The 23,630-nt window shown below is 62.4% G+C and carries 27 protein-coding genes; 23 read left to right on the top strand and 4 right to left on the bottom strand.

Annotation, left to right across the window (positions count from 1 at the left end):
* Positions 1 to 68: 68 nt before the first annotated feature.
* A complete protein-coding gene (locus C7443_RS07050) occupies positions 69 to 917 on the bottom strand; it encodes a DMT family transporter (protein ID WP_170123530.1) in 849 nt (282 codons plus the stop codon).
* 318 nt (positions 918 to 1,235) lie between these two features.
* Here C7443_RS07050 and prfB point away from each other — a divergent pair.
* From prfB to C7443_RS07035, 3 genes are all read left to right on the top strand, one after another.
* Positions 1,236 to 2,334 (top strand): peptide chain release factor 2 gene (prfB, locus tag C7443_RS07045; RefSeq protein ID WP_110017888.1). Its coding sequence is split into 2 segments (ribosomal slippage): positions 1,236 to 1,310 and positions 1,312 to 2,334, totalling 1,098 coding nucleotides; the frame shifts between segments, so codons are not numbered across the junction.
* An 80-nt stretch (positions 2,335 to 2,414) separates the two neighbouring features.
* A complete protein-coding gene (gene lysS / locus C7443_RS07040; protein ID WP_110017887.1) occupies positions 2,415 to 3,923 on the top strand; it encodes a lysine--tRNA ligase in 1,509 nt (502 codons plus the stop codon).
* Between the two features lie 13 nt (positions 3,924 to 3,936).
* A complete protein-coding gene (locus C7443_RS07035) occupies positions 3,937 to 4,995 on the top strand; it encodes a PilZ domain-containing protein (RefSeq protein ID WP_146213250.1) in 1,059 nt (352 codons plus the stop codon).
* A gap of 14 nt (positions 4,996 to 5,009) precedes the next feature.
* On the opposite strand, the gene ygfZ is transcribed toward C7443_RS07035, so the two are convergent.
* Positions 5,010 to 6,029 carry a CAF17-like 4Fe-4S cluster assembly/insertion protein YgfZ gene (ygfZ, locus tag C7443_RS07030; RefSeq protein WP_170123529.1) on the bottom strand — a complete coding sequence of 340 codons (1,020 nt, stop codon included), beginning with the start codon at positions 6,027 to 6,029 and terminating at the stop codon, positions 5,010 to 5,012.
* Between the two features lie 225 nt (positions 6,030 to 6,254).
* Here ygfZ and C7443_RS20520 point away from each other — a divergent pair, with 225 nt between their 5' ends.
* The 7 genes from C7443_RS20520 (at position 6,255) to C7443_RS06995 (ending at position 10,830) form a co-directional block, all read left to right on the top strand.
* Positions 6,255 to 6,467 carry a DUF1674 domain-containing protein gene (locus C7443_RS20520; RefSeq protein ID WP_281279383.1) on the top strand — a complete coding sequence of 71 codons (213 nt, stop codon included), beginning with the start codon at positions 6,255 to 6,257 and terminating at the stop codon, positions 6,465 to 6,467.
* A gap of 278 nt (positions 6,468 to 6,745) precedes the next feature.
* Positions 6,746 to 7,123 (top strand): succinate dehydrogenase, cytochrome b556 subunit, encoded by a 378-nt coding sequence (sdhC, locus tag C7443_RS07020; protein WP_110017884.1) that lies wholly within the window; start codon positions 6,746 to 6,748, stop codon positions 7,121 to 7,123.
* A gap of 5 nt (positions 7,124 to 7,128) precedes the next feature.
* Positions 7,129 to 7,515: a succinate dehydrogenase, hydrophobic membrane anchor protein gene (sdhD, locus tag C7443_RS07015; RefSeq protein WP_342774214.1), complete on the top strand. Its 387-nt coding sequence runs from the start codon at positions 7,129 to 7,131 to the stop codon at positions 7,513 to 7,515.
* A gap of 6 nt (positions 7,516 to 7,521) precedes the next feature.
* The gene (sdhA, locus tag C7443_RS07010) at positions 7,522 to 9,312 is read left to right on the top strand and encodes a succinate dehydrogenase flavoprotein subunit (RefSeq protein ID WP_110017883.1); all 1,791 of its coding nucleotides are present in this window, start codon (positions 7,522 to 7,524) and stop codon (positions 9,310 to 9,312) included.
* A gap of 16 nt (positions 9,313 to 9,328) precedes the next feature.
* Positions 9,329 to 10,108 carry a succinate dehydrogenase iron-sulfur subunit gene (locus C7443_RS07005; protein WP_110017882.1) on the top strand — a complete coding sequence of 260 codons (780 nt, stop codon included), beginning with the start codon at positions 9,329 to 9,331 and terminating at the stop codon, positions 10,106 to 10,108.
* A gap of 85 nt (positions 10,109 to 10,193) precedes the next feature.
* Positions 10,194 to 10,430, top strand: coding sequence for an FAD assembly factor SdhE (locus C7443_RS07000; protein ID WP_110017881.1), 237 nt, complete (start codon positions 10,194 to 10,196; stop codon positions 10,428 to 10,430).
* 7 nt (positions 10,431 to 10,437) lie between these two features.
* Positions 10,438 to 10,830, top strand: coding sequence for a protein YgfX (locus C7443_RS06995; protein WP_110017880.1), 393 nt, complete (start codon positions 10,438 to 10,440; stop codon positions 10,828 to 10,830).
* 5 nt (positions 10,831 to 10,835) lie between these two features.
* Here C7443_RS06995 and nadB read toward each other — a convergent pair whose 3' ends face one another.
* The gene (gene nadB, locus C7443_RS06990) at positions 10,836 to 12,476 is read right to left on the bottom strand and encodes an L-aspartate oxidase (RefSeq protein WP_110017879.1); all 1,641 of its coding nucleotides are present in this window, start codon (positions 12,474 to 12,476) and stop codon (positions 10,836 to 10,838) included.
* 177 nt (positions 12,477 to 12,653) lie between these two features.
* On the opposite strand from nadB, the gene rpoE reads away from it, so the two are divergent.
* The 13 genes from rpoE (at position 12,654) to acpS (ending at position 23,273) form a co-directional block, all read left to right on the top strand.
* Entirely contained in the window at positions 12,654 to 13,232 is a 579-nt protein-coding gene (rpoE, locus tag C7443_RS06985) for an RNA polymerase sigma factor RpoE (RefSeq protein WP_110017878.1), read from the top strand.
* Between the two features lie 13 nt (positions 13,233 to 13,245).
* Positions 13,246 to 13,848 (top strand): sigma-E factor negative regulatory protein, encoded by a 603-nt coding sequence (locus C7443_RS06980; protein WP_170123528.1) that lies wholly within the window; start codon positions 13,246 to 13,248, stop codon positions 13,846 to 13,848.
* A gap of 11 nt (positions 13,849 to 13,859) precedes the next feature.
* Positions 13,860 to 14,867, top strand: a complete 1,008-nt coding sequence (locus C7443_RS06975) for a MucB/RseB C-terminal domain-containing protein (RefSeq protein WP_146213249.1) — start codon at positions 13,860 to 13,862, stop codon at positions 14,865 to 14,867.
* Positions 14,864 to 15,304: a SoxR reducing system RseC family protein gene (locus tag C7443_RS06970; protein WP_110017875.1), complete on the top strand. Its 441-nt coding sequence runs from the start codon at positions 14,864 to 14,866 to the stop codon at positions 15,302 to 15,304. Before C7443_RS06975 ends, C7443_RS06970 begins: the two co-directional genes overlap by 4 nt.
* 69 nt (positions 15,305 to 15,373) lie before the next feature.
* Complete coding sequence (locus C7443_RS06965; protein WP_110017874.1) at positions 15,374 to 16,726, top strand: trypsin-like peptidase domain-containing protein; 1,353 nt, start codon at positions 15,374 to 15,376, stop codon at positions 16,724 to 16,726.
* A 78-nt stretch (positions 16,727 to 16,804) separates the two neighbouring features.
* On the top strand, positions 16,805 to 18,610 hold the full coding sequence (gene lepA / locus C7443_RS06960) for a translation elongation factor 4 (RefSeq protein WP_110017873.1): 1,806 nt from the start codon (positions 16,805 to 16,807) through the stop codon (positions 18,608 to 18,610).
* Positions 18,611 to 18,620: 10 nt separating this feature from the next.
* Entirely contained in the window at positions 18,621 to 19,424 is an 804-nt protein-coding gene (gene lepB / locus C7443_RS06955; RefSeq protein ID WP_110017872.1) for a signal peptidase I, read from the top strand.
* Positions 19,421 to 19,801 carry a DUF4845 domain-containing protein gene (locus C7443_RS06950; protein WP_110017871.1) on the top strand — a complete coding sequence of 127 codons (381 nt, stop codon included), beginning with the start codon at positions 19,421 to 19,423 and terminating at the stop codon, positions 19,799 to 19,801. The genes lepB and C7443_RS06950 overlap by 4 nt, the downstream gene beginning before the upstream one ends.
* Before the next feature lie 8 nt (positions 19,802 to 19,809).
* Positions 19,810 to 20,481, top strand: a complete 672-nt coding sequence (gene rnc / locus C7443_RS06945) for a ribonuclease III (RefSeq protein WP_146213262.1) — start codon at positions 19,810 to 19,812, stop codon at positions 20,479 to 20,481.
* On the top strand, positions 20,474 to 21,403 hold the full coding sequence (era, locus tag C7443_RS06940) for a GTPase Era (RefSeq protein WP_110017870.1): 930 nt from the start codon (positions 20,474 to 20,476) through the stop codon (positions 21,401 to 21,403). The genes rnc and era overlap by 8 nt, the downstream gene beginning before the upstream one ends.
* A 15-nt stretch (positions 21,404 to 21,418) precedes the next feature.
* The gene (gene recO, locus C7443_RS06935; protein ID WP_110017869.1) at positions 21,419 to 22,147 is read left to right on the top strand and encodes a DNA repair protein RecO; all 729 of its coding nucleotides are present in this window, start codon (positions 21,419 to 21,421) and stop codon (positions 22,145 to 22,147) included.
* The gene (gene pdxJ / locus C7443_RS06930) at positions 22,144 to 22,899 is read left to right on the top strand and encodes a pyridoxine 5'-phosphate synthase (RefSeq protein WP_110017868.1); all 756 of its coding nucleotides are present in this window, start codon (positions 22,144 to 22,146) and stop codon (positions 22,897 to 22,899) included. Before recO ends, pdxJ begins: the two co-directional genes overlap by 4 nt.
* On the top strand, positions 22,896 to 23,273 hold the full coding sequence (gene acpS, locus C7443_RS06925) for a holo-ACP synthase (RefSeq protein WP_110017867.1): 378 nt from the start codon (positions 22,896 to 22,898) through the stop codon (positions 23,271 to 23,273). The genes pdxJ and acpS overlap by 4 nt, the downstream gene beginning before the upstream one ends.
* A 5-nt stretch (positions 23,274 to 23,278) precedes the next feature.
* Here the strand turns inward: acpS and C7443_RS06920 are convergent, their stop codons facing one another.
* Positions 23,279 to 23,626: an Hpt domain-containing protein gene (locus C7443_RS06920; protein WP_170123527.1), complete on the bottom strand. Its 348-nt coding sequence runs from the start codon at positions 23,624 to 23,626 to the stop codon at positions 23,279 to 23,281.
* Between the last annotated feature and the right edge of the window lie 4 nt (positions 23,627 to 23,630).

Genomic DNA, 23,630 nt, shown 5'->3' with positions numbered 1-23,630 from the left:
TTGTAGGCGCAGCATGAGGGTAGCTGCTGCCACGCAGCCTGCACGGTTTGGATGACGTGACGGGCGATTTACGGCCGCGGCCGCATCACCAGCCAGCCGGCGAGCACGATCAGCGCGGCGCCGGAGAAGGTCGCCGGGGCTGGGGTTTCCTGCCAGGCGATCCAGCCGAGCAGTGCGGCGAAGGCCACACCGGTGTAGCCGAAAGGGCCAACGACACTTGCTGGCGCACAGGCGTAGGCCCGCGTCATCAGCATCTGTCCGCCGGTGCCGAGCAGCGACAGGATGGCGACAATGCCGAATTCATAGGTATTCGGGACAACACCGGTCGTCAGCGCCGGTGGTGTGGTGACGATGGCGCCGATCACCGAGTAGTAGAAGACGATTTCGCCCGCGGCGATCCCGGCGGACATGCGCCGGATGATGACGCGGGCCAGCGCGGCGAGGGCTCCGCTGGTGACTGCGATGAGTGCGACCGGCGTGAAGCTCATGCTGCCCGGACGCAGGATCAGCAGCACGCCGCAGAAGCCGATGATGACGGCCCAGACGATGCGCGCACCGACGGCCTCACCGAGCCAGAACGCGGCAATCAGCGGCACGAACAGCGGCGAGGTCATTTTCAGCACGGCGGCCTCGGCCAGCGGCAGGTGGCCGACGGCGTAGAACGAGGTCCACATTGCAGCCAGTCCGATCAGTGAGCGGGCGAAGTGAAAGCGCAGGTTGACCGCGGAGAAGTCCAGGTAGCCGCGACGTATGGCGAGTGGCAGCAGGGCAATGACCGCAAGCCAGTGGCGTTCGGCGAGGATGGTCGCCGTGGGCAGCGTGACCGAGGCCTGCTTGATCAGGGCATTCATCAGGGCGAACACGAATTCGGAGGCGCAAAGCAGCACAGCGCCGCGAACGACGTCGTCACGGGGCATGGGAATCTTCGGGGCGGCCAGGAGGACGCAGCAGCATAGCAGCGCCGTGGCAGTGCGGCGTTTTCCGGCATCCGCAGAGAGGGCCGGTGTGCGACCAGGACGCAGACGTGGCTGCGATATTGACCCGTTGTGCATCAAGGGCTTGATGGCGATGGCGGGAATACGTCTGCGCCTTGTGCAGATTTGCCCGTATGGGGGTGAACGGGATGCGACGAGTTCCAATCTCAGCGGACAGGCAGCGCCGCTGCACTATAGGCGCAGGGAAGGGGGCGAGATAGAATGCAACGCTTTCCTGCGGCCTCCGATGCGACGAAGACAATGCTTGAGCTAAACCCTTACTACAACCAGATCAACGAGTTGGAAGAGCGATCCGCGGCTCTTAGGGGGTATCTTTGACTTCGATCGCAAGCAGGAACGCTTGACCGAAGTTGTCCGCGAGCTGGAGCAGCCGAATGTATGGGACGACGCCGAGCGGGCGCAGGCGCTCGGTCGCGAGCGTGCGTCGCTCGAACGCGTCGTGCTCGGCCTGGATTCGATGGGCAAGGGTCTGAAGGACGCCGCCGACCTGCTCGACATGGCCGCAGAGGAGCAGGATGAAGCTGCGGTGGGCGCGGTGGCCAAGGATCTGGAGCGCTTCGAGAAGCAGATCGCCGATCTGGAATTCCGCCGCATGTTTTCCGGCGAGGCGGATGGCTGTAACGCCTTCCTCGACATTCAGGCCGGTGCCGGCGGTACCGAGGCGCAGGACTGGGCCGAGATGCTGATGCGCATGTACTTGCGCTGGGGTGAGCGCCGCGGCTTCAAGACCGAGATCCTTGAAGTCTCCGAAGGGGAAGTCGCCGGCATCAAGTCCTGCACGATCCGTTTCGAAGGTGAATACGCCTACGGCTGGCTGCGGACGGAAACCGGCGTGCACCGGCTGGTGCGTAAATCGCCGTTCGATTCCGACAACCGTCGTCACACCAGCTTCACCTCGGTGTTCGTTTCCCCCGAGATCGATGATCGCATCGAGATCGAGATCAACCCGGCCGACCTCAAGGTCGACACCTTCCGCGCTTCCGGTGCCGGTGGTCAGCACGTCAACCGTACCGAGTCGGCGATCCGCATCACGCACGTGCCCTCGGGTATCGTCGTCGCCTGTCAGAGTGACCGTTCGCAGCACAAGAATCGTTCGACGGCGATGAAGCAGCTGCAATCGAAACTCTATGAGATGGAGATGCAGAAACGGCGTGCGGCGTCGCAGGCGGTGGAAGACAGCAAGGCCGATATCGGCTGGGGCAGCCAGATTCGCTCGTACGTGCTCGATCAGTCGCGGATCAAGGATTTGCGCACGGGCCACGAGACCGGTAACCCGCAGGCCGTCCTCGACGGTGATCTCGACCCGTTCATCGAGGCCAGCCTGAAGAGCGGGCTGTAATGCATTCGACTGCGGCCTGGTTTTGTTGCCAGCCAGGCTGCTCCGCCATCGTTTTCACTGAAGACATCTAGCCCAACGCCATGACTGAAGTTTCCACTACGCCAGAAGCGCCGCAGGACGAGAACAAGCTGATTGCGGAACGCCGCCGCAAACTCACCGAGCTGCGTGAAACCGGCACGGCGTTTCCGAACGATTTCCGCCGTGACAACCTGGCTGCAGAGCTGCAGCAGCGCTATCTGGAAACATCGGCGGAAGCATTCGAAGCGCAGCCGGTCCGCGTGACGCTGGCCGGGCGGATGATGGCCAAGCGCGTCATGGGCAAGGCGAGCTTTGCGTCGATCAAGGACATGAGCGGTTCGATTCAGCTGTTCGTCCAGCGCGACACGGTCGGCGAGTCGGTTTATGCGGCCTTCAAGGGCTGGGATGTCGGCGACATCCTGGGTGCCGAAGGCGTGCTGATGCGCACCAAGACCGGAGAGCTGTCGGTCAAGGTGGAGCAGCTGCGTCTGCTGACCAAGTCGCTGCGCCCGCTGCCGGAGAAATTCCACGGCCTGACCGATCAGGAAGTGCGTTATCGGCAGCGCTACGTCGATTTGATCATGAACGATTCGACGCGGCGTACCTTTCAGATCCGCAACCGCGTGATCCGCTTCGTGCGTGACTTCCTCGACGCCCGCCAGTTCATGGAAGTCGAGACGCCGATGATGCACGTCATTCCCGGCGGCGCCGCGGCACGTCCGTTCGTCACGCATCACAATGCGCTCGACATGGAGCTGTTCCTGCGCATCGCCCCGGAGCTGTATCTCAAGCGTCTGGTGGTCGGAGGCTTTGAGCGGGTCTACGAGATCAACCGCAATTTCCGTAACGAGGGCTTGTCGACCCGGCACAACCCCGAGTTCACGATGATCGAGTTCTATCAGGCCTACGCCGACTACCACGATCTGATGGACCTGACCGAGGCGCTGCTGCGCGGCATGGCGCTGGAGATTCTTGGCAGCACCGAGGTGCCGTATCAGGGCGAGGTTTACGACTTCGGCAAGCCGTTTGCGCGGATGACGATTCCTGAATCCATCGTCGAGCACAACGATGGCGTGGTGGCCGTGGATCTGGCGACGCTCGATGCAGCGCGGGCACTGGCCACGCGTCTCGGCGTACCGTTCAAAGATGCCGATGGCCTTGGCAAGGTGCAGACGCTGATCTTCGAGGAGACCGTCGAGCACAAGCTGCGCCACCCGACCTTCATCACGGCGTATCCGACGGAAGTGTCGCCACTGGCGCGGCGTAATGATGACAACCCCGAGGTCACCGACCGCTTCGAGTTCTTCATCGGTGGCCGCGAAATCGCCAATGGTTTCTCCGAGTTGAACGACGCCGAGGATCAGGCCGAACGCTTCCGCGAGCAGGTGCGGCAGAAAGATGCCGGTGATCAGGAGGCGATGCACTACGACGCCGATTATGTGCGGGCGCTCGAATTCGGTTTGCCACCGACTGCCGGCGAAGGTATCGGCATCGATCGACTGGTGATGCTGCTGGCCGATCAGCCGTCGATTCGCGAAGTGATTCTGTTCCCGCACATGCGGCCAGAGTAGGCGCGGACGGGTGGTGGCGACGCAGGAAGAAGTGCTCTGGAATTGCCGCTCGGCGCTGGCCGCGGCGGTGGGGGCTGGATCGCCCGATGACCGAGTCGTGCAGGCACTGGCGGCTCTGGTGCTGGGGCATCCGTCGCCAATGGAGCTTGAGGAGGTCATTGCAGCCGGCATTGCCGCAGGTTATCCATCAGGGGCTCTGCTGAAGACCCTGCTGCGCTGCCAGCTGTTTGATCTGGAAGCGCTTCTTGCCGATGCACAGGAGCGGACACCGCTGGAAGCGTTGGATGCGTTGCGTACCTTGTTCTTGCAGCATCAGCAGATACATAACGCATTCATCGAGCGTTTCGGCGAGCACGCTGCCGAAGGGGCGGACGACGGCAGCGCCCTGCGCGCTCGCGCTGAGCATGATGCACAGCTGCTGCATGCGCTGCAGGCGCAGTGGCGGGCTAACGGGCAGGTCGAGTTCTTCAATTACTTTCGTGAGCTGCAGGTTCCGGCGACGGCACCGTTCGTGGATCTCGACGAGTATTACCTGACGGTCGGCCGCACGCCGCGCTTATCGACCGTATTGGCCGCTGGAGAGCGCGGCTGCATCGTCTACGCACCGACGGACGATCCAGGGCGTCTGGTGCGCTTTGAGCGGTATGCGGCCAGTGCGGATGCGCTGGTGCTGCGTATCGCCGGGCTGCGCGATCATCCTCAGGGTTTGCGCCAGCGTCTGCGTGTCGAAGTCCCGGGCGAGGCGGTTTTTCGGCTGCAGCTGCCAGACGGCGAAGCGCCCACGGCTTATCTGCGCGATTTTTCTGTCAGCGGTATGCGGCTGGATGTGTCTGGCGTCGCCAGATTGCGACCCGGTATCCAGGTGCAGTGCAGTGGCAGTCTGGGGACACGTTTGCGCAAGATCGAGCTGACGATGACCGTGCTCGTGCGCTGGACGACTGCAGTCGGCGATGTCACCCGTATCGGTGTCGAGCTGGTGCAGCAACAGGGACATCGCGAACTGCTCGATCGGCTGGTTCGTGAGTACGAGCAGGAGGCGATCAAGGCGCTCAACATGATCGCCCAAGACTGAGCATAAAGGCGTTTTCAGTCCTCTTCCTCAAGATCGGGCGTCAGGGATTCCAGTGTGACGATCGGTCCGTTTTCATCCTGCAGCCGAACTTCGGCGGCTGCCGTTGCGTGAACCTGTACGACGGCAAGCGCCGCAAAGCCGCCATCGGGATGGGGGCTGACGGTCAGTAGACGTCCGATCGTCTGCTCGGCTTCGGTTTCGCCTGGCGCCCATAGCGCTACATCGGCTTGCGGTCTGCGGGTGTCGTCGATGTGGGCGCGATAGAGCCTGCGCTTCACCTCGCCGAGATACTGCGTCCGCGCAACGACTTCCTGTCCGGTGTAGCAGCCTTTCGTGAAGCTGACGGCATCGGTCAACTGCAGGTTGAGCATCTGCGGCGTGTATGTTTCAACCCCGGTCGGGCCGATTTCGGCGGCGCCGGCGGCGATATCCAGCCAGCGCCAGGTGTCGTCATCGGTTACCTGCAGTCCGGCCTCTATACAGCCGAGCCAGAGCGGCTTTGCCCGCTCGCTGGTGGTGATGACGATGAAACGGGCCACCGGAGCGGGCAGGCGCAGTACCGTGGTATCCGGGGTGCTGCTTGCGTGGTTCGGTGTTTCCGGCAGATCGATGCCCAGCACTGAGGCGAGGATTCCAGCTGCCTCGGAGCCGGCGCAGCCAAACGTTACCCGGTCGTCAGTCGGACTGAGGTGAACGTCGGCGCGCAGAATGAACTTGCTCAGGCGCTCCAGCACGGCGGTGCGGCGTTCGGCTGGCAGGATCAGTCCGACATCTTCGTGATGAAGGAACAGGCGCAGTGTGCTCAGTACCCGTCCTTTGGGGCTGCAGTATGCGGCGGGTAGGCTGGTGCTGCGGTCGATGCGTCGCACGTCCTGGGTCAGCTGCCCCTGCAGGAATGCGATTGCATCCCTGCCGTGCGCCTGCGCGAGACTCCAGGATTCCGCTGCACAGAGGATTCCGGGCCCGCTCAGGGCACGTATGCCGTCAGCGCCGCAGAGCGTGGCAGTCGGCGATGACTGACGATATTCACTCAAGAAAGACGCCCAATCGTGATTCATGAGACGGGATAAGCCTTTGTGGATTGCTGATCAGCGGAATTTCGTTTGCAGGATGCGGAAGCGTGTCAAGTGGGAGGGGCTCGCGTTGCAAGGTTTTGCGTCAATCCGCATAATGCGCAGCCAATACAAAAACCGCACTTCGCGTCGGCATGTTTTTTTGCCAGGGTTCAGAGCGACTGTGCGAATGGGAGAGGAGCGACTATGACGGATTCGCGCGAGGCCTCGCAAGACGCGTCCGAATTCTCTGTTTCTGCTGAGCTCCAAGCTCAGGGTGGCAGCGGTGTAGCGGAGGGAGCCGCCGCCGATGCGACATCCCATAACGTGACGGCGACTTCCGAGGTGGGGGGGCGTCGAGGGCCGGAGCCAACGCGCTACGGTGATTGGGAAAAGAACGGTCGTTGTATCGATTTCTGAAATTGGCCATTAACAGGGCGTGGCTATTGCCGGCATGTTCATTGGTCTTGCGCGGTGTGTATGGCGCATTGAATCAATTAACGGCCCCTGAATTCATTTGCCGTGCATTACGCCAAATGATCTCTGGCGTAATGTCCGTGTTTTTTCGCCGTTTTTTGTCGGAACCGTTTGCATACGGAGGTGTGCAAACGGTTCCGCTGTGAGGGCTTCGGCCACTCCCGGGTGGTCGGACTAGAACGATAAACCAGCGTCAGGCCAGCATCACGAGGTGGACATACATGGCAACGGATAAGCGGCCGCTTTCGCCGCATCTTCAGGTTTATAAGCCGCAGTTGACGTCGGTTCTATCAATCATGCACCGCGCTACGGGCGTCGTGCTGTCAGTAGGCTCGCTGCTGCTCGTCTACTGGCTGATATCCGCTGCCATCGGCCCGGAAGCCTATGAAAAAGCGCAGCACGTACTGGGTTCGATGCTCGGGTTGCTGGTGCTGTTCGGCTGGACGTGGGCTTTGTTTTACCACCTCTGCAACGGCATCCGTCATCTGTACTGGGATTCCGGCCGGGGTTATGACATTCCCACCGCATACAAGACCGGCAAGATGGTTCTGGCCACCTCGGCTGCCTTGACGTTCATCTGCTGGGTCATCGCTGTCTGAGGGGGATGATGATGAGCTTACGTAATCCGCTTGCCCGTGTTCGCGGCCTGGGTTCTGCCAAAAGTGGCGTAGAGCACTGGTGGGTGCAGCGTCTGACCGCTGTCATTCTCGTGCCGCTGGTGCTTTGGTTCGCGATTTCGCTGATTTCGGTCGCCCATGCCGACTACGCCACGATGAAGTCCTGGGTGGGGCAGCCGTTCAATGCGGCGCTGCTCGTCGCGCTGCTGGTGACCATGTTCTACCACGCCAAGCTTGGCCTGCAGGTGGTGATCGAAGACTACGTGCATGGCGAGATGATCAAGCTTGCTTCGCTGCTGGCGATGAACTTCGTCGTCATCATCGCTGGCGCGACGGCTGTCATCTCCGTACTCAAGATCGCCTTCGGAGGCTGAGGATTCATGGCTACCACCGATTATAAGATCGTCGAACATACTTACGACGTGGTTGTCGTCGGCGCCGGCGGAGCAGGCTTGCGCGCGACGTTTGGCATGGCGCAGAAGGGGCTGCGCACTGCCTGTCTGACGAAAGTGTTCCCGACCCGCTCGCACACCGTGGCGGCGCAGGGCGGCATTTCCGCCGCACTGGGCAACATGGGGCCGGACTGCTGGCAGTGGCATATGTATGACACGGTCAAGGGCTCCGACTGGCTCGGCGATCAGGACGCCATCGAATACATGTGCCGTGAGGCCATCCCGGCGATCATCGAGCTTGAGCATCAGGGTGTGCCGTTCTCGCGTACCGAGGAAGGCAAGATCTACCAGCGCCCGTTCGGTGGCATGACCACCAATTTCGGCGAAGGCCAGGCGCAGCGCACCTGCGCGGCGGCGGACCGTACCGGTCACGCGATTCTGCATACGCTGTATCAGCAGTCGCTACGTCACCACGCTGAGTTCTTCATCGAGTACTTCGCGCTGGATCTGATCATGGACAACGGCACCTGCCGCGGTGTCGTGGCCTGGGATCTCGCTGAAGGCACCTTGCATGTGTTCCGTGCCCAGCGCGTCGTCCTGGCGACCGGTGGTTACGGCCGTGCCTACTTCTCGGCGACCTCGGCACACACCTGTACCGGCGACGGCAACGGCATGGTGCTGCGTGCGGGACTGCCGCTGCAGGACATGGAATTCGTGCAGTTCCACCCGACCGGCATTTACGGCGCCGGTTGCCTGCTGACTGAAGGCTGCCGCGGCGAAGGCGGGTATCTGACGAACGCCCAGGGCGAGCGCTTCATGGAGCGTTATGCCCCCAACGCCAAGGATCTGGCCTCGCGCGACGTGGTGTCGCGCTCGATGACCATCGAGATCCGCGAAGGGCGTGGCGTCGGTCCGCATCAGGACCACATCTACCTGCACCTTGAACACCTCGGTCCCGAAGTCATCAATGAGCGCCTGCCGGGCATCGCCGAAACCGCGAAGATTTTCGCCGGTGTCGATGTCACCAAGGAGCCGATCCCGGTGCTGCCGACCGTCCACTACAACATGGGCGGTATTCCGACGAACTATCACGGTGAAGTCGTCAATCTGGTCGACGGCAACCCGGATGCGGTCGTTCCGGGCCTGATGGCCATCGGCGAAGCCGCCTGCGTGTCGGTGCACGGAGCCAATCGGCTCGGTTCGAATTCGCTGCTCGATCTGGTCGTCTTCGGCCGCGCCGCTGCGAATCGCTGCGCTGAAACGGTTACACCGGGCGCCTCGCAGAAACCGCTGCCGGCCGGTGCCGTCGACGCGATCGTCGAGCGCTTCGATCAGATTCGCAACGCCAACGGCTCGAAGTCGACTGCGCAGATCCGCGCTGCGATGCAGCGTACGATGCAGAATGATGCCGCCGTGTTCCGCACCGATGCTTCCTTGGAGGAAGGGCTTGAGGCCATTACCGAGCTCTATAACTCGTTCGAGGACGTCAAGGTCTCTGATCGCAGCCTGATCTGGAACTCCGATCTGGTGGAGACGCTGGAGCTGCACAACCTGCTCGGTTGCGCACTGGTGACGATGGCTTCCGCGAACAATCGTAAGGAGAGCCGCGGCGCCCACGCCCACGAGGACTATCCGGAGCGTGATGATGCCAACTGGATGAAGCACACGCTGGCTTCCGTGGCTGAAGGCGGAAAGGTGAACATCGACTATCGACCGGTGCACACCTACACGCTGACCGACGAGATTGAGTACATCGCGCCGAAGAAGCGGGTCTACTGATAGGAGCTGGAGAAAAATGGCTGAATTCAAGCTTCCCGCGAACTCGATCGTCGGCAAGGGCAAGACCTACCATGCCCCGAGCGGTGCCAAGCGCGTGCGCAGCTTTCAGATCTATCGCTGGGACCCGGACGCGGGGCAGAACCCGCGTGTCGATACCTACGACATCGATCTGGACAGCTGCGGCCCGATGATTCTGGACGCGCTGATCAAGATCAAAAACGAGATCGATCCGACACTGACGTTCCGGCGTTCCTGCCGCGAGGGCATTTGCGGTTCCTGCGCGATGAATATCGACGGGACCAACACCCTGGCGTGCATCAAGGCGATCGAGGATGTCGAGGGCGACGTCAAGATCTATCCGCTGCCGCACATGCCGGTGGTCAAGGATCTGGTGCCGGATCTGACTCACTTCTATGCGCAGTACGCTTCGATCAAGCCGTGGCTGCAGACGGTGACCTTGCCGCCCGAGCGTGAGCGCCTGCAGTCGAAAGAGGATCGTGCAAAGCTCGATGGCTTGTACGAGTGCATCCTTTGCGCCAGCTGCTCGACCTCGTGTCCGAGCTACTGGTGGAACAGTGATCGCTACCTCGGTCCGGCAATTCTGCTCCAGGCCTACCGCTGGATCATCGACAGCCGCGATGAGTTCACCGGCGATCGTTTGGATGATCTCAACGATCCGTTCCGTCTGTACCGCTGCCATACCATCATGAACTGCGCGAAGACCTGTCCGAAGGGTCTGAACCCGGCGCGGGCGATCGGCGAAATCAAGAAGCTGCTGCTGGAACGCAGCCTGTAAGCAGCGTCCATCGCGCTGACGATCAAAGGGGCGGCTTAATGTCGCCCCTTATGTTTTCGTGCAGATTGACGAATCGGAGGGATCGATGAGCCTTAAGTCAAAGCTGTACTGGCGTTGCCGCCGCGGGATGAAGGAGCTGGATATCGTCATGCTCCGCTACCTTGATCATCACTATGACTCGGCTACGCCGCAGGAGCAGGCGGTGTTCGAGCGCATCGTCGAGATGCAGGATCCGGAGTTGTGGCTGTGGGTGAGTGGACGGGAAGCCCCGCAGGATCCGCAGGTTAGTCATGTCCTCGCCAAGATGCTCGCCATGCCTTGAGGTGAACGTGCGCTCATCGCCGAGCGTGTTCAGTGCGCTGGTGCTGGGGCATCTGCTCGGTGGCTGGGCGCTGTTCGACAGCCGTTTGCCCATGCTGGTCATGGTGCTGCTGGCGGCGCTGCTCACGCTGTCCGCAGTGCGGCAGCTGCGCCTGTTCGTTTACCCGGATGTAGCGGTTTTCCGCATTGATGCCGATGGCGAATGGCATGTGCGCGGTCGAGGTTCAGCGGACTGGGAACAGGTCGAGCCGGTGTCGGTATATGTGCAGCCGTGGCTGGTGATCGTGCGCTTCGCGCGAAGCCGTGATTGGCTGCCCCGGGCGCTGCTTATCGCAGCCGACGCCGTTGATCCGGATCTTTTGCGTCGGCTGCGTGTGCGTTTGCGTCTGCTGTATCGCTGACGGGCTCAAGCGCTCCAGGAGGGACGGCGATCTGCCTGCGCGAAGTTGGTTGGTACCACGACGCTGTCGCGTGCCGGGTGTGCTTTATCGAGCAGCGGATGATCGAGTGTGTAATGCAGGCCGCGGCTTTCATGTCGTGTCAGCGCACAGCGGATGATCAGTTCGGCGACCTGTGCGAGATTGCGCAGCTCGATCAAATCGGCCGAGATGCGGAAGTTGCCGTAATACTCTTCGATTTCGCGTAGCAGCAGTTCCACCCGGTTCTTGGCCCGCTGCAAGCGCTTGTTGGTGCGCACGATGCCCACGTAGTCCCACATGAAGCGGCGCAGCTCCTGCCAGTTGTGGGTGACCACGACTTCTTCGTCGGAGTCGGTGACGCGACTTTCGTCCCAGGCGGGCAGGTCGGGCACTTCGGGCATCCGCTCAAGGCGATCGAGAATGTCGCGGCCGGCCGCCGCCGCGAACACCAGGCATTCGAGCAGCGAATTCGACGCCATGCGGTTTGCACCGTGCAGTCCCGTAAACGCCACCTCTCCGACGGCGTAAAGCCCTTCGACGTCGGTGCGGCCGGAAAAATCGATCATGACGCCGCCGCAGGTGTAGTGGGCTGCCGGAACGATCGGCAGCGGCTCTTTGGTCATGTCGAAGCCGTATTCGAGGCATTTCGCGTAGACATTGGGGAAGTGTTCGCGAATGAATTCGGCAGGACGGTGGCTGATGTCCAGATAGAGGCAGGGGACGCCCAGGCGTTTCATTTCATGGTCGATGGCACGGGCGACGATGTCGCGCGGTGCCAGTTCGAGGCGGGGATCGAAGCGCTCCATGAAGCGCGTGCCATCCGGCAGCAACAAATGGCCGCCTTCACCGCGCACGGCTTCCGTGATCAGGAAGGACTTGGCCTCGGGGTGATAGAGGCAGGTCGGGTGGAACTGCATGAACTCCATGTTGGCGACGCGGCAGCCGGCACGCCACGCCATCGCGATGCCGTCGCCGGTCGAGCCGTCGGGATTGCTTGAATACAGGTAGACGCGACTGGCGCCGCCACTGGCGAGAATGACGAAACGGGCGCGGAAGACGTCGATGCGCCCGGTATGCCGGTCGAGGACGTAGGCGCCCAGGCAGCGGTTGCCGCCCAGGCCGAGCTTGCGGCTGGTGATCAGGTCAACGGCGATGTGGTGTTCGAACAGCTGTAAACCGGTTTGCGCCCGCGCGCGGTCTTCCAGCGCCGTCTGGATGGCGCGTCCGGTCGCGTCGGCGGCATGCACGACTCGGCGATGGCTGTGGCCGCCTTCGCGGGTGAGGTGATACTCCTGTGTGCCATCTTCCCGGGTGGCCAGGGTGAACGGCACGCCCTGATCGCTGAGCCAGCGGATGGATTCGGGCCCGTGTTCGACCGTGAAGCGAACCGCGTCTTCATGGCATAGTCCCGCCCCGGCGACCAGCGTGTCCTGGATGTGTGATTCGATCGAATCTTCAGCGTCGAATACAGCTGAAACGCCGCCTTGTGCGTAGTTGGTGCTGCCTTCCGAAATCGGACCTTTGGCCAAAACGGCTACGCTGGCATGCTGCGCAAGCCGCAGCCCTAGGCTGAGGCCGGCGGCCCCACTACCGATAATCAGAACGTCGCTCGAATGCTGAGTGGACATCTCTTGAGGGTCACTTTGCTGTGGGATACCGTGGCGCCGCAGCAGGGTGCAGCAGCGCTTTAGTGCAACGCATCATCATAATCACATTCCCGAAGTGCTTGCGAACCAAGCCAGAGCCTGACGGTCTACTCAGGCAGCTCATCGGGAACAGCCTGACTTCCTAAGGGGTTTGCCCGAATGGGCGAGACGAATACTGATCAGGAACTGGTCCAGAAGGTCCAGCAAGGGGATAAGCGTGCATTCGATATGCTCGTCCTCAAATACCAGTTCAAGATCGTGAAACTGGTGTCGCGCTATGTGCACGATCAGACCGAGGCGCTTGACGTTGCTCAGGAAGCTTTCATCAAAGCGTATCGTGCGCTACCCGGCTTCCGCGGGGACAGTGCGTTTTATACCTGGCTGTACCGCATCGCGATCAATACGGCGAAGAACTACCTCGTCGCCCAGGGGCGGCGGCCGCCTGGTTCCGATATCGACGCCAGTGAAGCGGAGCAGTACGAGGGGGCTTCGTTACTCAAGGAGACGGATACTCCGGAGCGTTTTCTGCTCAGGGATGAGATCGAGGCGACCGTGCTGCGCGCAATCGAGGCGCTCCCCGAAGATTTGCGCACGGCAATCACACTGCGGGAGCTCGAAGGCATGAGTTACGAAGAGATCGCGCAGACCATGGGTTGTCCCATCGGTACGGTTCGTTCGCGCATTTTCCGCGCGCGCGAGTCGATTGACAGGCACTTGCGTCCATTACTGGATGCGTAACAGGGTTTTGACCATGACCCAACAGATCGGTGAGCAGATTTCGGCCTTGATGGATGGGGAGCTTGATGCTCGTGAAGTTGAGCTGCTCGTCAAGCGGCTGGGGCGCGATGATGAACATCGCGATACATGGTGTCGGTACCACGTGATTGGCGAAGCCATGCGCAGCAATCTGCCCGGGGCGATGCCTTTCGATCTGGCCGCACGGGTATCCGCTGCAATAGCCAACGAGTCCCTGCCGGCGCCTTCGCTGGCAAGACGTCGCTGGCTGCGGCCGGCGGCAGGGATCGCCGTTGCGGCTTCCGTGGCGGGTGGCATCCTGCTCGGCTTCGGGCCGCAGCAGGGGGGCGCTCCGGGCGTCGTGACCGTCGCCAGCAGTGTGCCGGTACCTGCAGCGGTGCTGGTCGAGCAGCCCAGCCGGGTCGTTGCCACGGCGGCCGTCAGGGCCGTGCCGGTGGCGGCTTTCCCTGATGCCGCCCCCGAGCCTGCACAGGGGCGCTGGAAGTCGCGCGAGCCGCTCAGCAGCTACGTCGTCAGTCATAACGAATCAGCGACGATGAACCAGATGAGTGGTGTGTTGCCCTATGTGCGCATGGTGGGCTACGAGAGCGGGCGTTGACGGGGGTGCGCGTGAAGTGTCATCGCGGAGCGGGCCTGCTGCTCGCCTTGTTGCCCGTGCTGGTGTTCGCGGCGGAGCCGCAGCCACAGAGTGATGAGGTCCGCGCCTGGATCGAAAAATCCATGGCCGGCATTTCCTCGCTGAATTTCGAAGGTACGTTTGTCTATGTGCAGGGCGGGCGTCTGGAAGCGATGCGCATCGTGCATGGCCATGACGCATCAGGCGAATGGCAACGCCTTTCATCCCTGTCCGGTGCGCCGCGGCAAGTCGTCCTCGGTAGCAGGAGCCTGACCTGTTCGCTGCCGCAGGGGAAAGTCTCGCTGAGCAGCAACGATGAGCGTGCCTCGCCCTTTCCGGTGACGCTGCCCGCCAATCTTGACGCACTGGCCGCCCACTATCGATTCGAACTGGCCGGCGAGGACCGTGTCGCCGATCACGCGACGCAGGTTCTGTCACTGCTACCACGCGATTCCCTGCGTTACGGCTATCGCCTGTGGCTGGAAGAACAGACTGGCATGGTCGTGCGTACCGCCTTGCTTGACGAGCGGGGTGAACCGCTTGAGCAACTGATGTTCACCGAGCTGCATTTTCTGGATTCGCCGCCAACACCACCGGCAGATGTGCCGTCACGCAAAGATGCCGATGCGCCGGCGATACAGGAGCGCCTGCGCATTCAGAGCGGCAGTGGACTCGGTGGGCAGCAGGCGTGGACCTTTGCCACTTTGCCTGCAGGTTTTGCGGAAGTGCGTTTCAGTCGCTTCGACCGGCTGGGGGACGGGCGTCTCACCGATCATTACGTGCTGAGTGACGGGCTCGCGACGATTTCCGTATTCGTCGAATCGCTCGACAGCGAAGAACCACTGCTGCGTGGTTATTCGCGCACCGGAGCGATGAGCGCTCTTGGTCGTGTGATCGACGGTAAACAGATCGTGGTGATCGGTGAGGTGCCGAGAAGTACGGTTGAAGCGGTGGCGCTGGCATTACAGCCGGCTTCGGGTGCTGCGAGGGCCACGCAATGATCGTCGAGTCCGGTGTCGTTGTCAGTGCCGCGGCCGACGGGCGTTTTCTTGTCGAAACGCGGCGGCGCAGCGCTTGCGGCAGCTGCAGTGTCAGCAGCGGCTGTGGCACCTCGGTGATCGGCAAGATCACGGGCGGCAAGCGCAATATCGTCACTGTACTCAGTCCCCTGACGCTCGCGCCGGGTGATGAGGTCGAACTGGGACTCGCTGAAGGTGCACTGATCAGCGGCTCCTTGATCGTTTACGGTGTGCCCTTGCTCGGGCTGCTGCTGGGCATGATCGTCTATGCCGTCCTGCTTGGGGCGAGCGCAGGTGACGGTGCTGCGATCGTCTGCGGTTTGGGCGGTCTGGCAATCGGCATGGCGGCGGCGCGCCATTTTGCGCACGCCGTGCGGCGCGATCCGCGCTATCAGCCGGTCGTGCTGCGGCGTTTGTGAGACGTTTCCTCTTCAGCAAGTGCCGGGGCGGCAGCGTATACTTCGCGATCTTTTTGACGGAGGTGACGCATGATCGCTAGAGGAGGCGCTCTGGCCGCATGGCTGATGTTCGGTTGCGCCTTCATGGCGAGTGCAGCAGGGCTGCCGGATTTTCCTTCGGTGGTCAAACGCAATAGCGGTGCGGTAGTCAACATCAGCACCAGTGGCGGTAGCAGCGAGCAGGCTGCCACGTCACGGCAGGATTCCTCGGATGACGAGGAGGGGCAGGGCGCCGATGAGTCTCTCGGCACAGGTCTGCTGATCAGCGAGGACGGTTTCATCCTCACCAATCAGCATGTCGTTGCGGATGCCGAGGAAATCCTGGTTCGGCTGAGTGACCGTCGCGAGCTGCCGGCGCGGGTCGTCGGCAGTGACGAACGTACCGATCTGGCGCTGCTCAAGATCGATGCCGATCACCTGCCCGTCGCTACGCTCGGTCGCGCCAAGGATCTGGAGGTCGGCGAGTGGGTGCTGGCGATCGGTTCACCCTTCGGTTTCGAGCAATCGGTGACCGCAGGGATTGTCAGTGCAAAGGGGCGCAGCCTGCCGACCGAGCCGTATGTTTCATACATACAGACCGACGTGCCGATCAATCCGGGCAATTCCGGCGGACCTCTGATCAATCTGCATGGCGAAGTGGTGGGCATCAATTCGCAGATCTACAGCCAGACGGGCGGTTACATGGGCCTGTCGTTTGCGATTCCGATCGAGACGGCCATTGATGTCGTCGAGCAGTTGCGCCGCAACGGCCGTGTCAGCCGCGGCTGGCTCGGTGTCCAGGTACAGCCGTTGACCCGCGATCTGGCAGAAGCCTTCGGCGTCGCGACGCCGCGCGGAGCCCTCGTCAGCAAAGTCTTCGCGCAGAGCCCGGCGGCCGTGGCGGGGGTGCGGGTCGGTGATGTCATCACCCGCTTCGATGGGCACGACGTCGAGTTGTCGACTGCTCTGCCGCCCATGGTCGGGGCCACCGTCGTCGGCAGTGACATCGCCCTGACGCTGCTGCGTGAGCGGCGGGAGAAGCAGGTACAGGTCCGCATCACCGAGCTGCGCGATCAGGATGCCACCGGCGATACGGAGCAGGCACCGCCCGCGCCGCAGCGACCGCTCAATCGCATCGGTCTGCGGTTGGCGCCGGTACCCGATGAGCTGCGTCAGCTGCTCGATGTCGCCAGCGGCGGAGCACTGATCGAAAGTCTCGAAAATGGCGTCGGTGCGCGGGGCGGGCTGCGCCAGGGCGATCTGCTGACGATGTTCAACGGCAGTCCGATCACAAGCCCTGACGTACTCGATCACCTGCTCGCAGCCTTGCCTGCCGGCAGCGCTTTCGCGTTACTGGTGCAGCGGCGCAGCGGGCCGGCCTATCTGGCTTTGCGTGCGCCATAACGCTGCGTTTTTTAACGATTTTTGACTGAATCAGCGCCCGTTTCGTTCTTACGGGCCCGGCCCGACTGGACCCTCATCATGGCAGCGATGGACCATATCCGTAATTTTTCGATCATTGCCCATATCGATCACGGCAAATCGACGCTCTCCGACCGCATCATCCAGATTTGCGGCGGCTTGTCGGACCGCGAGATGTCCGCGCAGGTGCTCGACTCGATGGATCTCGAACGCGAGCGCGGCATTACCATCAAGGCCCAGTCGGTCTCGCTTGACTACAAAGCGCGCAACGGTCAGATCTATCAGCTCAACTTCATCGATACCCCAGGCCACGTCGACTTCAGCTATGAGGTCAGCCGCTCGCTGGCGGCCTGTGAGGGGGCGCTGCTGGTGGTCGATGCGGCCCAGGGCGTCGAGGCGCAATCGGTCGCCAACTGCTATACGGCCATCGAGCAGGGCCTCGAAGTGATGCCGGTGCTCAACAAGATCGACCTGCCACAGTGCGAGCCGGAGCGTGTCATCGAGGAAATCGGTGACATCATCGGCATCGATGCCAGTGATGCCGTGCGCGTGTCGGCGAAGACCGGGCTCAATGTCGAGGATCTGCTCGAACAGCTGGTCGGGCGCATCCCGGCACCGAAAGGTGACCCGCAGGCACCGCTGAAGGCGCTGATCATCGATTCCTGGTTCGACGCCTACGTTGGCGTCGTCTCGCTGGTGCGCGTCGTCGACGGTCAGATCGCGCCGAAGCAGAAGATCCGCATGATGTCGTCGGATCGTGTCTATCTGGTCGACAAGGTCGGCGTCTTTACTCCCAAGCGTTTCGACAAGCCGGTGCTGTCGGCTGGCGAGGTCGGTTACGTCATCGGCAACATCAAGGAGATCGACGGCGCACCGGTTGGCGACACCATTACCGATGCCGGCAATCCGGCCACCGACCCACTGCCCGGTTTCCAGAAGGTACAGCCCAGGGTGTTTGCCGGTCTGTTCCCGATCGAGTCCGATCAGTATGAGGAGCTGCGTGAAGCGCTGGCCAAGCTGCGCCTGAACGATGCTTCTCTGCATTACGAGCCGGAGACCTCGCAGGCGCTCGGATTCGGTTTCCGCTGCGGTTTCCTCGGCATGCTGCACATGGAGATCATCCAGGAGCGGCTGGAGCGCGAATACGATCTCGACCTGATTACGACGGCGCCGACCGTGGTCTACGAAGTCGTTACCACCTCAGGCGAGACGGTCTACATCGACAATCCGGACAAGCTGCCGGCGACGAATTACATCGGTGAAATCCGCGAACCGATCATTCTCGCCAACATTCTGGTGCCGCAGACCTATCTCGGAAACGTCATTACCCTGTGCATCGAGAAGCGCGGTGTGCAGCGCAACATGCACTATGCGGCCGGCGGCCAGGTGCAGCTGCAGTTCGAGCTGCCGATGTCCGAAGTGGTACTCGATTTCTTCGACCGCCTGAAGTCGGTGTCGCGCGGCTTCGCCTCGTTCGACTACAGCTTCGAGCGTTTCCAGGCCGAACCGCTGGTCAAGCTCGATGTGCTGATCAACGGTGAGAAGGTCGATGCGCTGGCGATCATCGTGCATCGCGAGCAGGCGCCGTACCGCGGCCGCGATCTGGTCGAACGCATGAAGGAGCTGATTCCGCGGCAGATGTTCGAAGTTGCGATCCAGGCTGCGATCGGCAGCCACATCATCGCCCGCTCGACGGTCAAGGCCCTGCGCAAGAACGTGCTGGCGAAATGCTACGGCGGCGACGTGTCGCGCAAGCGCAAGCTGCTGGAGAAACAGAAGGAAGGTAAAAAACGCATGAAGTCGGTCGGCAAGGTCGATATTCCGCAGGAAGCCTTCCTGGCAGTGCTGCAAGTCGATAAAAAGTGAGGAGAACCCGATGAGTTTCGATTTCGCCGCCGCGCTGGTGCTTGCTGCGCTGCTGACAGGTGCGGTCTATGCGCTCGATGCCTGGGTGCTGGCTCCGGCCCGTCTGCGCATGCAGCAGAGCAGCAGTCAGCCGGTGCAGATGCCCTGGTACGTCGACTGGTCGCGGTCGTTCTTCCCGGTGATCATCGTGGTGCTGGTGCTGCGCTCGTTCGTGTTCGAGCCGTTCCGTATTCCCTCGGGTTCAATGCTGCCGACGCTCGACATTGGCGACTTCATCCTCGTCAACAAATTCTCCTGGGGGCTGCGCCTGCCGGTGCTGAATACCAAAATTCTTGATACCGGTTCGGTGCAGCGTGGTGACGTCGCGGTGTTCCGCTATCCGCAAGATCCGTCGATCGCCTACATCAAGCGCATCGTCGGGCTGCCCGGGGATCACGTCGTCTATCGGGACAAGCAGTTGTTCGTCAATGGCCAGCCGGTCGAGCAGTCGACATTGACTTCGCCGCTCGACACCCTGCTGCCAGGGTTCGATGCGCGCGAGGAAACATTGGGCGAACATCAGCATGCGATCCAGATCAATCCCCACGTCGCCGAACATATCGGCATGTACGCGATTCCTCTCGATCAGGGCGTGACCGTGCCGGCGGGTCACTATCTGGCGATGGGTGACAACCGTGACAATAGTCAGGACAGTCGCTTCTGGGGCTTCCTGCCCGAAGAAAACCTGATTGGCAAAGCTTTCATGATCTGGATGAACTGGAGCTGCGTGACCGGCAACGGTCATTGTGCCCGCATAGGGAGATTCATTGAATGAATACCGTGGCCTCACGTCATGCTCAACGCGGGCTTAGTCCGTTATCGGTGCTGCTCATACTCGGCTGTATCGGTTTCGTCGGTTTTATCGCTATGCGGATCGTGCCGATCTACATGGCGGATTGGACGGTGAATGCAGCGATCGAAGGCCTGGCGCTCGAACCGGATGTGACACAACGTTCGCCGAACGAGTTGCGCAGTGCGCTGGCCAAGCGTTTTGATGTCAACAACATCGAGGAAATCAAGCCGTCCGATGTGCACATCAGCAAAGAGGCTGGCCGCCTGACGGTGGGCATCGACTATGAGGTGCGCAAGCCCTTGATTGGAAACATCGACGTCGTCGTCAAGTTCAGCCATGAGCAAGTGGTGGTCAAGTAGTGAATGGTCTGATCGACCCGAGTGTGCGACTGAGCCGCAGACTCGGACATGCGTTTCATGATCCGGCGTTGCTGGCTGCGGCGCTGACGCATCGCTCGGCGGGGGGTTCGAACAACGAACGTCTGGAGTTTCTCGGTGATGCGCTGCTCAACTGCATCATCGGGGAAGCGGTTTTCCGGCTCCAGCCGCATGCCAGCGAAGGCGATCTGTCGCGCTTGCGGGCGCTGCTGGTGCGCGAGGATACGCTGGCCGAACTGGCCCGCGAGCTCGATATCGGTGAATGCCTGCACCTGGGCTCCGGGGAGCTGAAAAGTGGCGGTTACCGGCGCGCGTCGATTTTGGCCGACGCCGTCGAGGCCCTGCTGGGGGCCATCTACCTCGACAGCGATTTTGAAACCTGCAAAGGCGTGGTGCTGGCCCTTTATGCACAGCGCCTCGATCATCTGCCGGCTGCTGCCGAGCTCAAGGACCCGAAAACCCGTTTGCAGGAATACCGGCAGGCGCGACAGCAGCCGCTGCCAGCCTACCGGGTTATTGCCGTCGCCGGCGAGGCACATGCGCAGACCTTCACGGTCGAGTGTGCCTGCGGTGACCTTATCGTCATGGCGACCGGCAGCAGCCGTCGCAAGGCAGAGCAGTCTGCTGCTCGCCAAGCTCTGGAACAACTCAACGATGACTGAAACCCCCCCCGTCAGCGGCCAGTCGACCCGTGCCGGCTATGTCGCCTTGCTCGGCAGACCCAACGTCGGCAAATCGACGCTGCTGAACCGTCTGCTCGCTTTCAAGTTGAGTATCACGTCGCCCAAACCGCAGACGACGCGCCATACGATTCTCGGCATTCAGACGCTGGAGCACACGCAGATCGTCTATGTCGATACGCCGGGACTGCATCTCGGCGGCAAGAAAGCGATGAACCGCTACATGAACCGCGCCGCTGGCAACGTGCTCGGTTTCGTCGATGTCGTGGTCTTCCTCGTCGAGGCGCTGCGCTGGACCGATGAAGACGAGGCCGTGCTGCAGCGCCTGGAGGGCTACACCGGGCCGGTCGTGCTCGCCGTCAACAAAGTCGATCGCATCAAGGACAAGGCGCAGCTGTTGCCATTCCTGCAGCAGATGGCTGGAAAGCGCACGTTCGCAGCGGTGCTGCCGATTTCGGCGCAGAAGGGGACGAATGCCGCGGAGCTTGAGACCGAGCTCGCCGGCCTGCTGCCGGAACATGAATTCTTCTTTGACGAGGATCAGATCACCACGGCGAGCAAACGCTTCCTGGCGGCCGAGCTGATCCGCGAGAAACTGACCCGTGTCCTCGACGCCGAGCTGCCCTATGCGCTGACGGTGGAGATCGAAAAATTCGAAGTCGAGGGGCGTTTGAACCGCATCAACGCCGTGATCTGGGTCGAGCGCAAGGGGCAGAAGGCCATCGTCATTGGCGACAAGGGCAGCATCCTGCGCGAGGCCGGCCGCCTGGCCCGCATCGATATGGAAAAAATCTTCGATGCCAAGGTGTATCTGGAAACCTGGGTCAAGGTGCGTGAAGGCTGGTCGGACGATGAGCGTGCCCTGCGCAGCCTCGGTTTCCAGGAGTCTGACGATAGCGTTTGAGCGGGTGGCAGGACCATGCGCGTAGAGCTCGAACCCGCCTATGTGCTGCATGCCCGCCCGTACCGCGATTCCAGCCTGCTGCTCGAATTGTTTACGCTGCACCACGGCCGCATCGGTGCTGTCTCGCGTGGCGCCCGCGGCCCGCGTTCTCGTTTGAAGGGTTTGCTGCGGCCGTTTCAGCCGCTGCTGATCAGTTATCTGGCACGCGGTGAGCTGGCCTCGCTGAATGCAGCCGAGGCTGCAGGACAGGCCAGCTGGCTGAGTGGCGAGCGCGCCGTTGCCGGCCTGTACCTCAATGAGCTGCTGCTGGCACTGCTCGCCCGCGACGATCCGCATCCGCTGCTGCTCGGGCATTACCGTGCAGCCGTCGGCGCGCTTGCTGAAGCCACTGATCCGCAGCCAGCGCTGCGGGTCTTTGAACGCGAGCTGCTCGAAGCACTGGGCTACGCCGCTGCGCTCGTCACGGAAGCCGATGGTGTGACGCCGGTGCAGGCCGATCGTGATTACCGCTATCTGCCCGAAGCCGGCCCGCTGCCGCTGCAGTCAGCGAGCGGCGGCATCGTCGTGCGTGGTGCCATCCTGCTGGCGCTGGCGGCCGGCGAATTTCCTGATGCGGCGACGCTGGCCGGCGCGCGCCGCTTGAGTCGTGCCTTGATTGATCACTGGTTGGGCGGGCGGCCGTTGCGCGCGCGCGAATTGGCGCGTGCGTTCCGGGCTGTCGAGTCCCGGGGAGATTGCGTTTGAATACCGACCTCAAGCCCGAGCTGCTGCTCGGCGTCAATATCGATCATGTCGCCACGCTGCGTCAGGCGCGCGGCAGTACGCGCTATCCGGAGCCGGTGCAGGCTGCGCTGGTCGCGGAGCAGGCCGGCGCCGATGCCATCACCGTGCATCTGCGGGAGGATCGCCGCCACATTCAGGACCGCGACGTCGAACGGCTGGCGCAGGTCCTGCAAACGCGCATGAACTTCGAGATGGCGGTAACCGACGAGATGCTCGCCATTGCCGAGCGCATCCGTCCGGCCGATGCCTGCCTGGTGCCGGAAAAACGCGCGGAACTGACCACTGAGGGCGGACTCGACGTCGTCGGCGGTTTTGAGCGTGTGCACCAGGCCTGCTTGAGGCTGGCGGCTGCCGGCGTTGCCGTATCGCTGTTTATCGACGCCGATCCGCGGCAGATCGAGGCGGCGGCGCGCTGCGGAGCCCCGAAGATCGAACTGCATACCGGCCGTTACGCCGACGCGGCAACGGCGGCCGAGGCGGCGGTGGAGCTTGAACGTCTGCAGACCGCGGCGCAGCAGGCGGCGGCGCTCGGTTTGATCGTCAATGCCGGCCACGGCCTGCACTATCACAACGTCAAGCCGGTGGCGGCCATTCCCCAGCTGCATGAACTCAACATCGGCCACGCCATCATCGCGCAGGCGATATTCAGTGGCCTCGACGCGGCGGTGCGCGAGATGCGCCGCCTGATGCGCGAGGGACGAGGTCTCGCATGATTCTCGGCATCGGCACTGACATCGTGCGCATCGCCCGCATCGAGGACAGCCTGGCCCGCATCGGCGAGCGTTTCGCCGAGAAACTGCTGACGCAACAGGAGCTGGCCGAGTTCCGGGCAAGCCGGGCGCCGGCGCGCCTGCTGGCACGGCGTTTCGCGGCAAAGGAAGCGGCGGTCAAGGCGCTGGGCACCGGGGTGGCCGAGGGGATCGGCCTGAGTCAGATCGGCGTGGCGCACGATGTGCTCGGTCGCCCGCTGTTGTGCTGGCACGGCGCAGCGCGCGCGCGCTGCGAACAGCTCGGCGTCAGTGCGAGCTGGCTGTCGATCAGCGACGAGCGTGACTACGCCGTGGCCTGCGTGGTGCTCGAAGGCTGAGGGTTTCAGCCGGCAGGGGCTTCACGCAGAAAGCGATCGATCTGCGTCAGCACCTCGGCACCGAGCCATTCGGCGTCCTCCGGCTGATCGGTGTTTTCCTCGATGCGTGCCTCCAGCGCGCGGCAGGCGCACAGCAGGGCCGGTGCGCCGCAATACAGGGCTGAGCCGGCGAGTTTGTGCGCCAGTTCGCGGACTCCCGGCCAGCTTGCATCGGCGATGAGTACGGCCAAACGTTCGCGCTGTGCCGGCAGGTCCTTGCGCAGCAGGCCGAGCAGATGATGCGCGACATCGGGGCGATTGCCGGTGACGCGCAGGGCATCGGCGGGATCATATGCAGGTAATTCGGACGACACCTGT

The sequence above is a fragment of the Plasticicumulans acidivorans genome (assembly GCF_003182095.1).
Lineage (GTDB): Bacteria > Pseudomonadota > Gammaproteobacteria > Competibacterales > Competibacteraceae > Plasticicumulans > Plasticicumulans acidivorans.
This window is presented reverse-complemented; position numbering and strand designations above follow the sequence as displayed.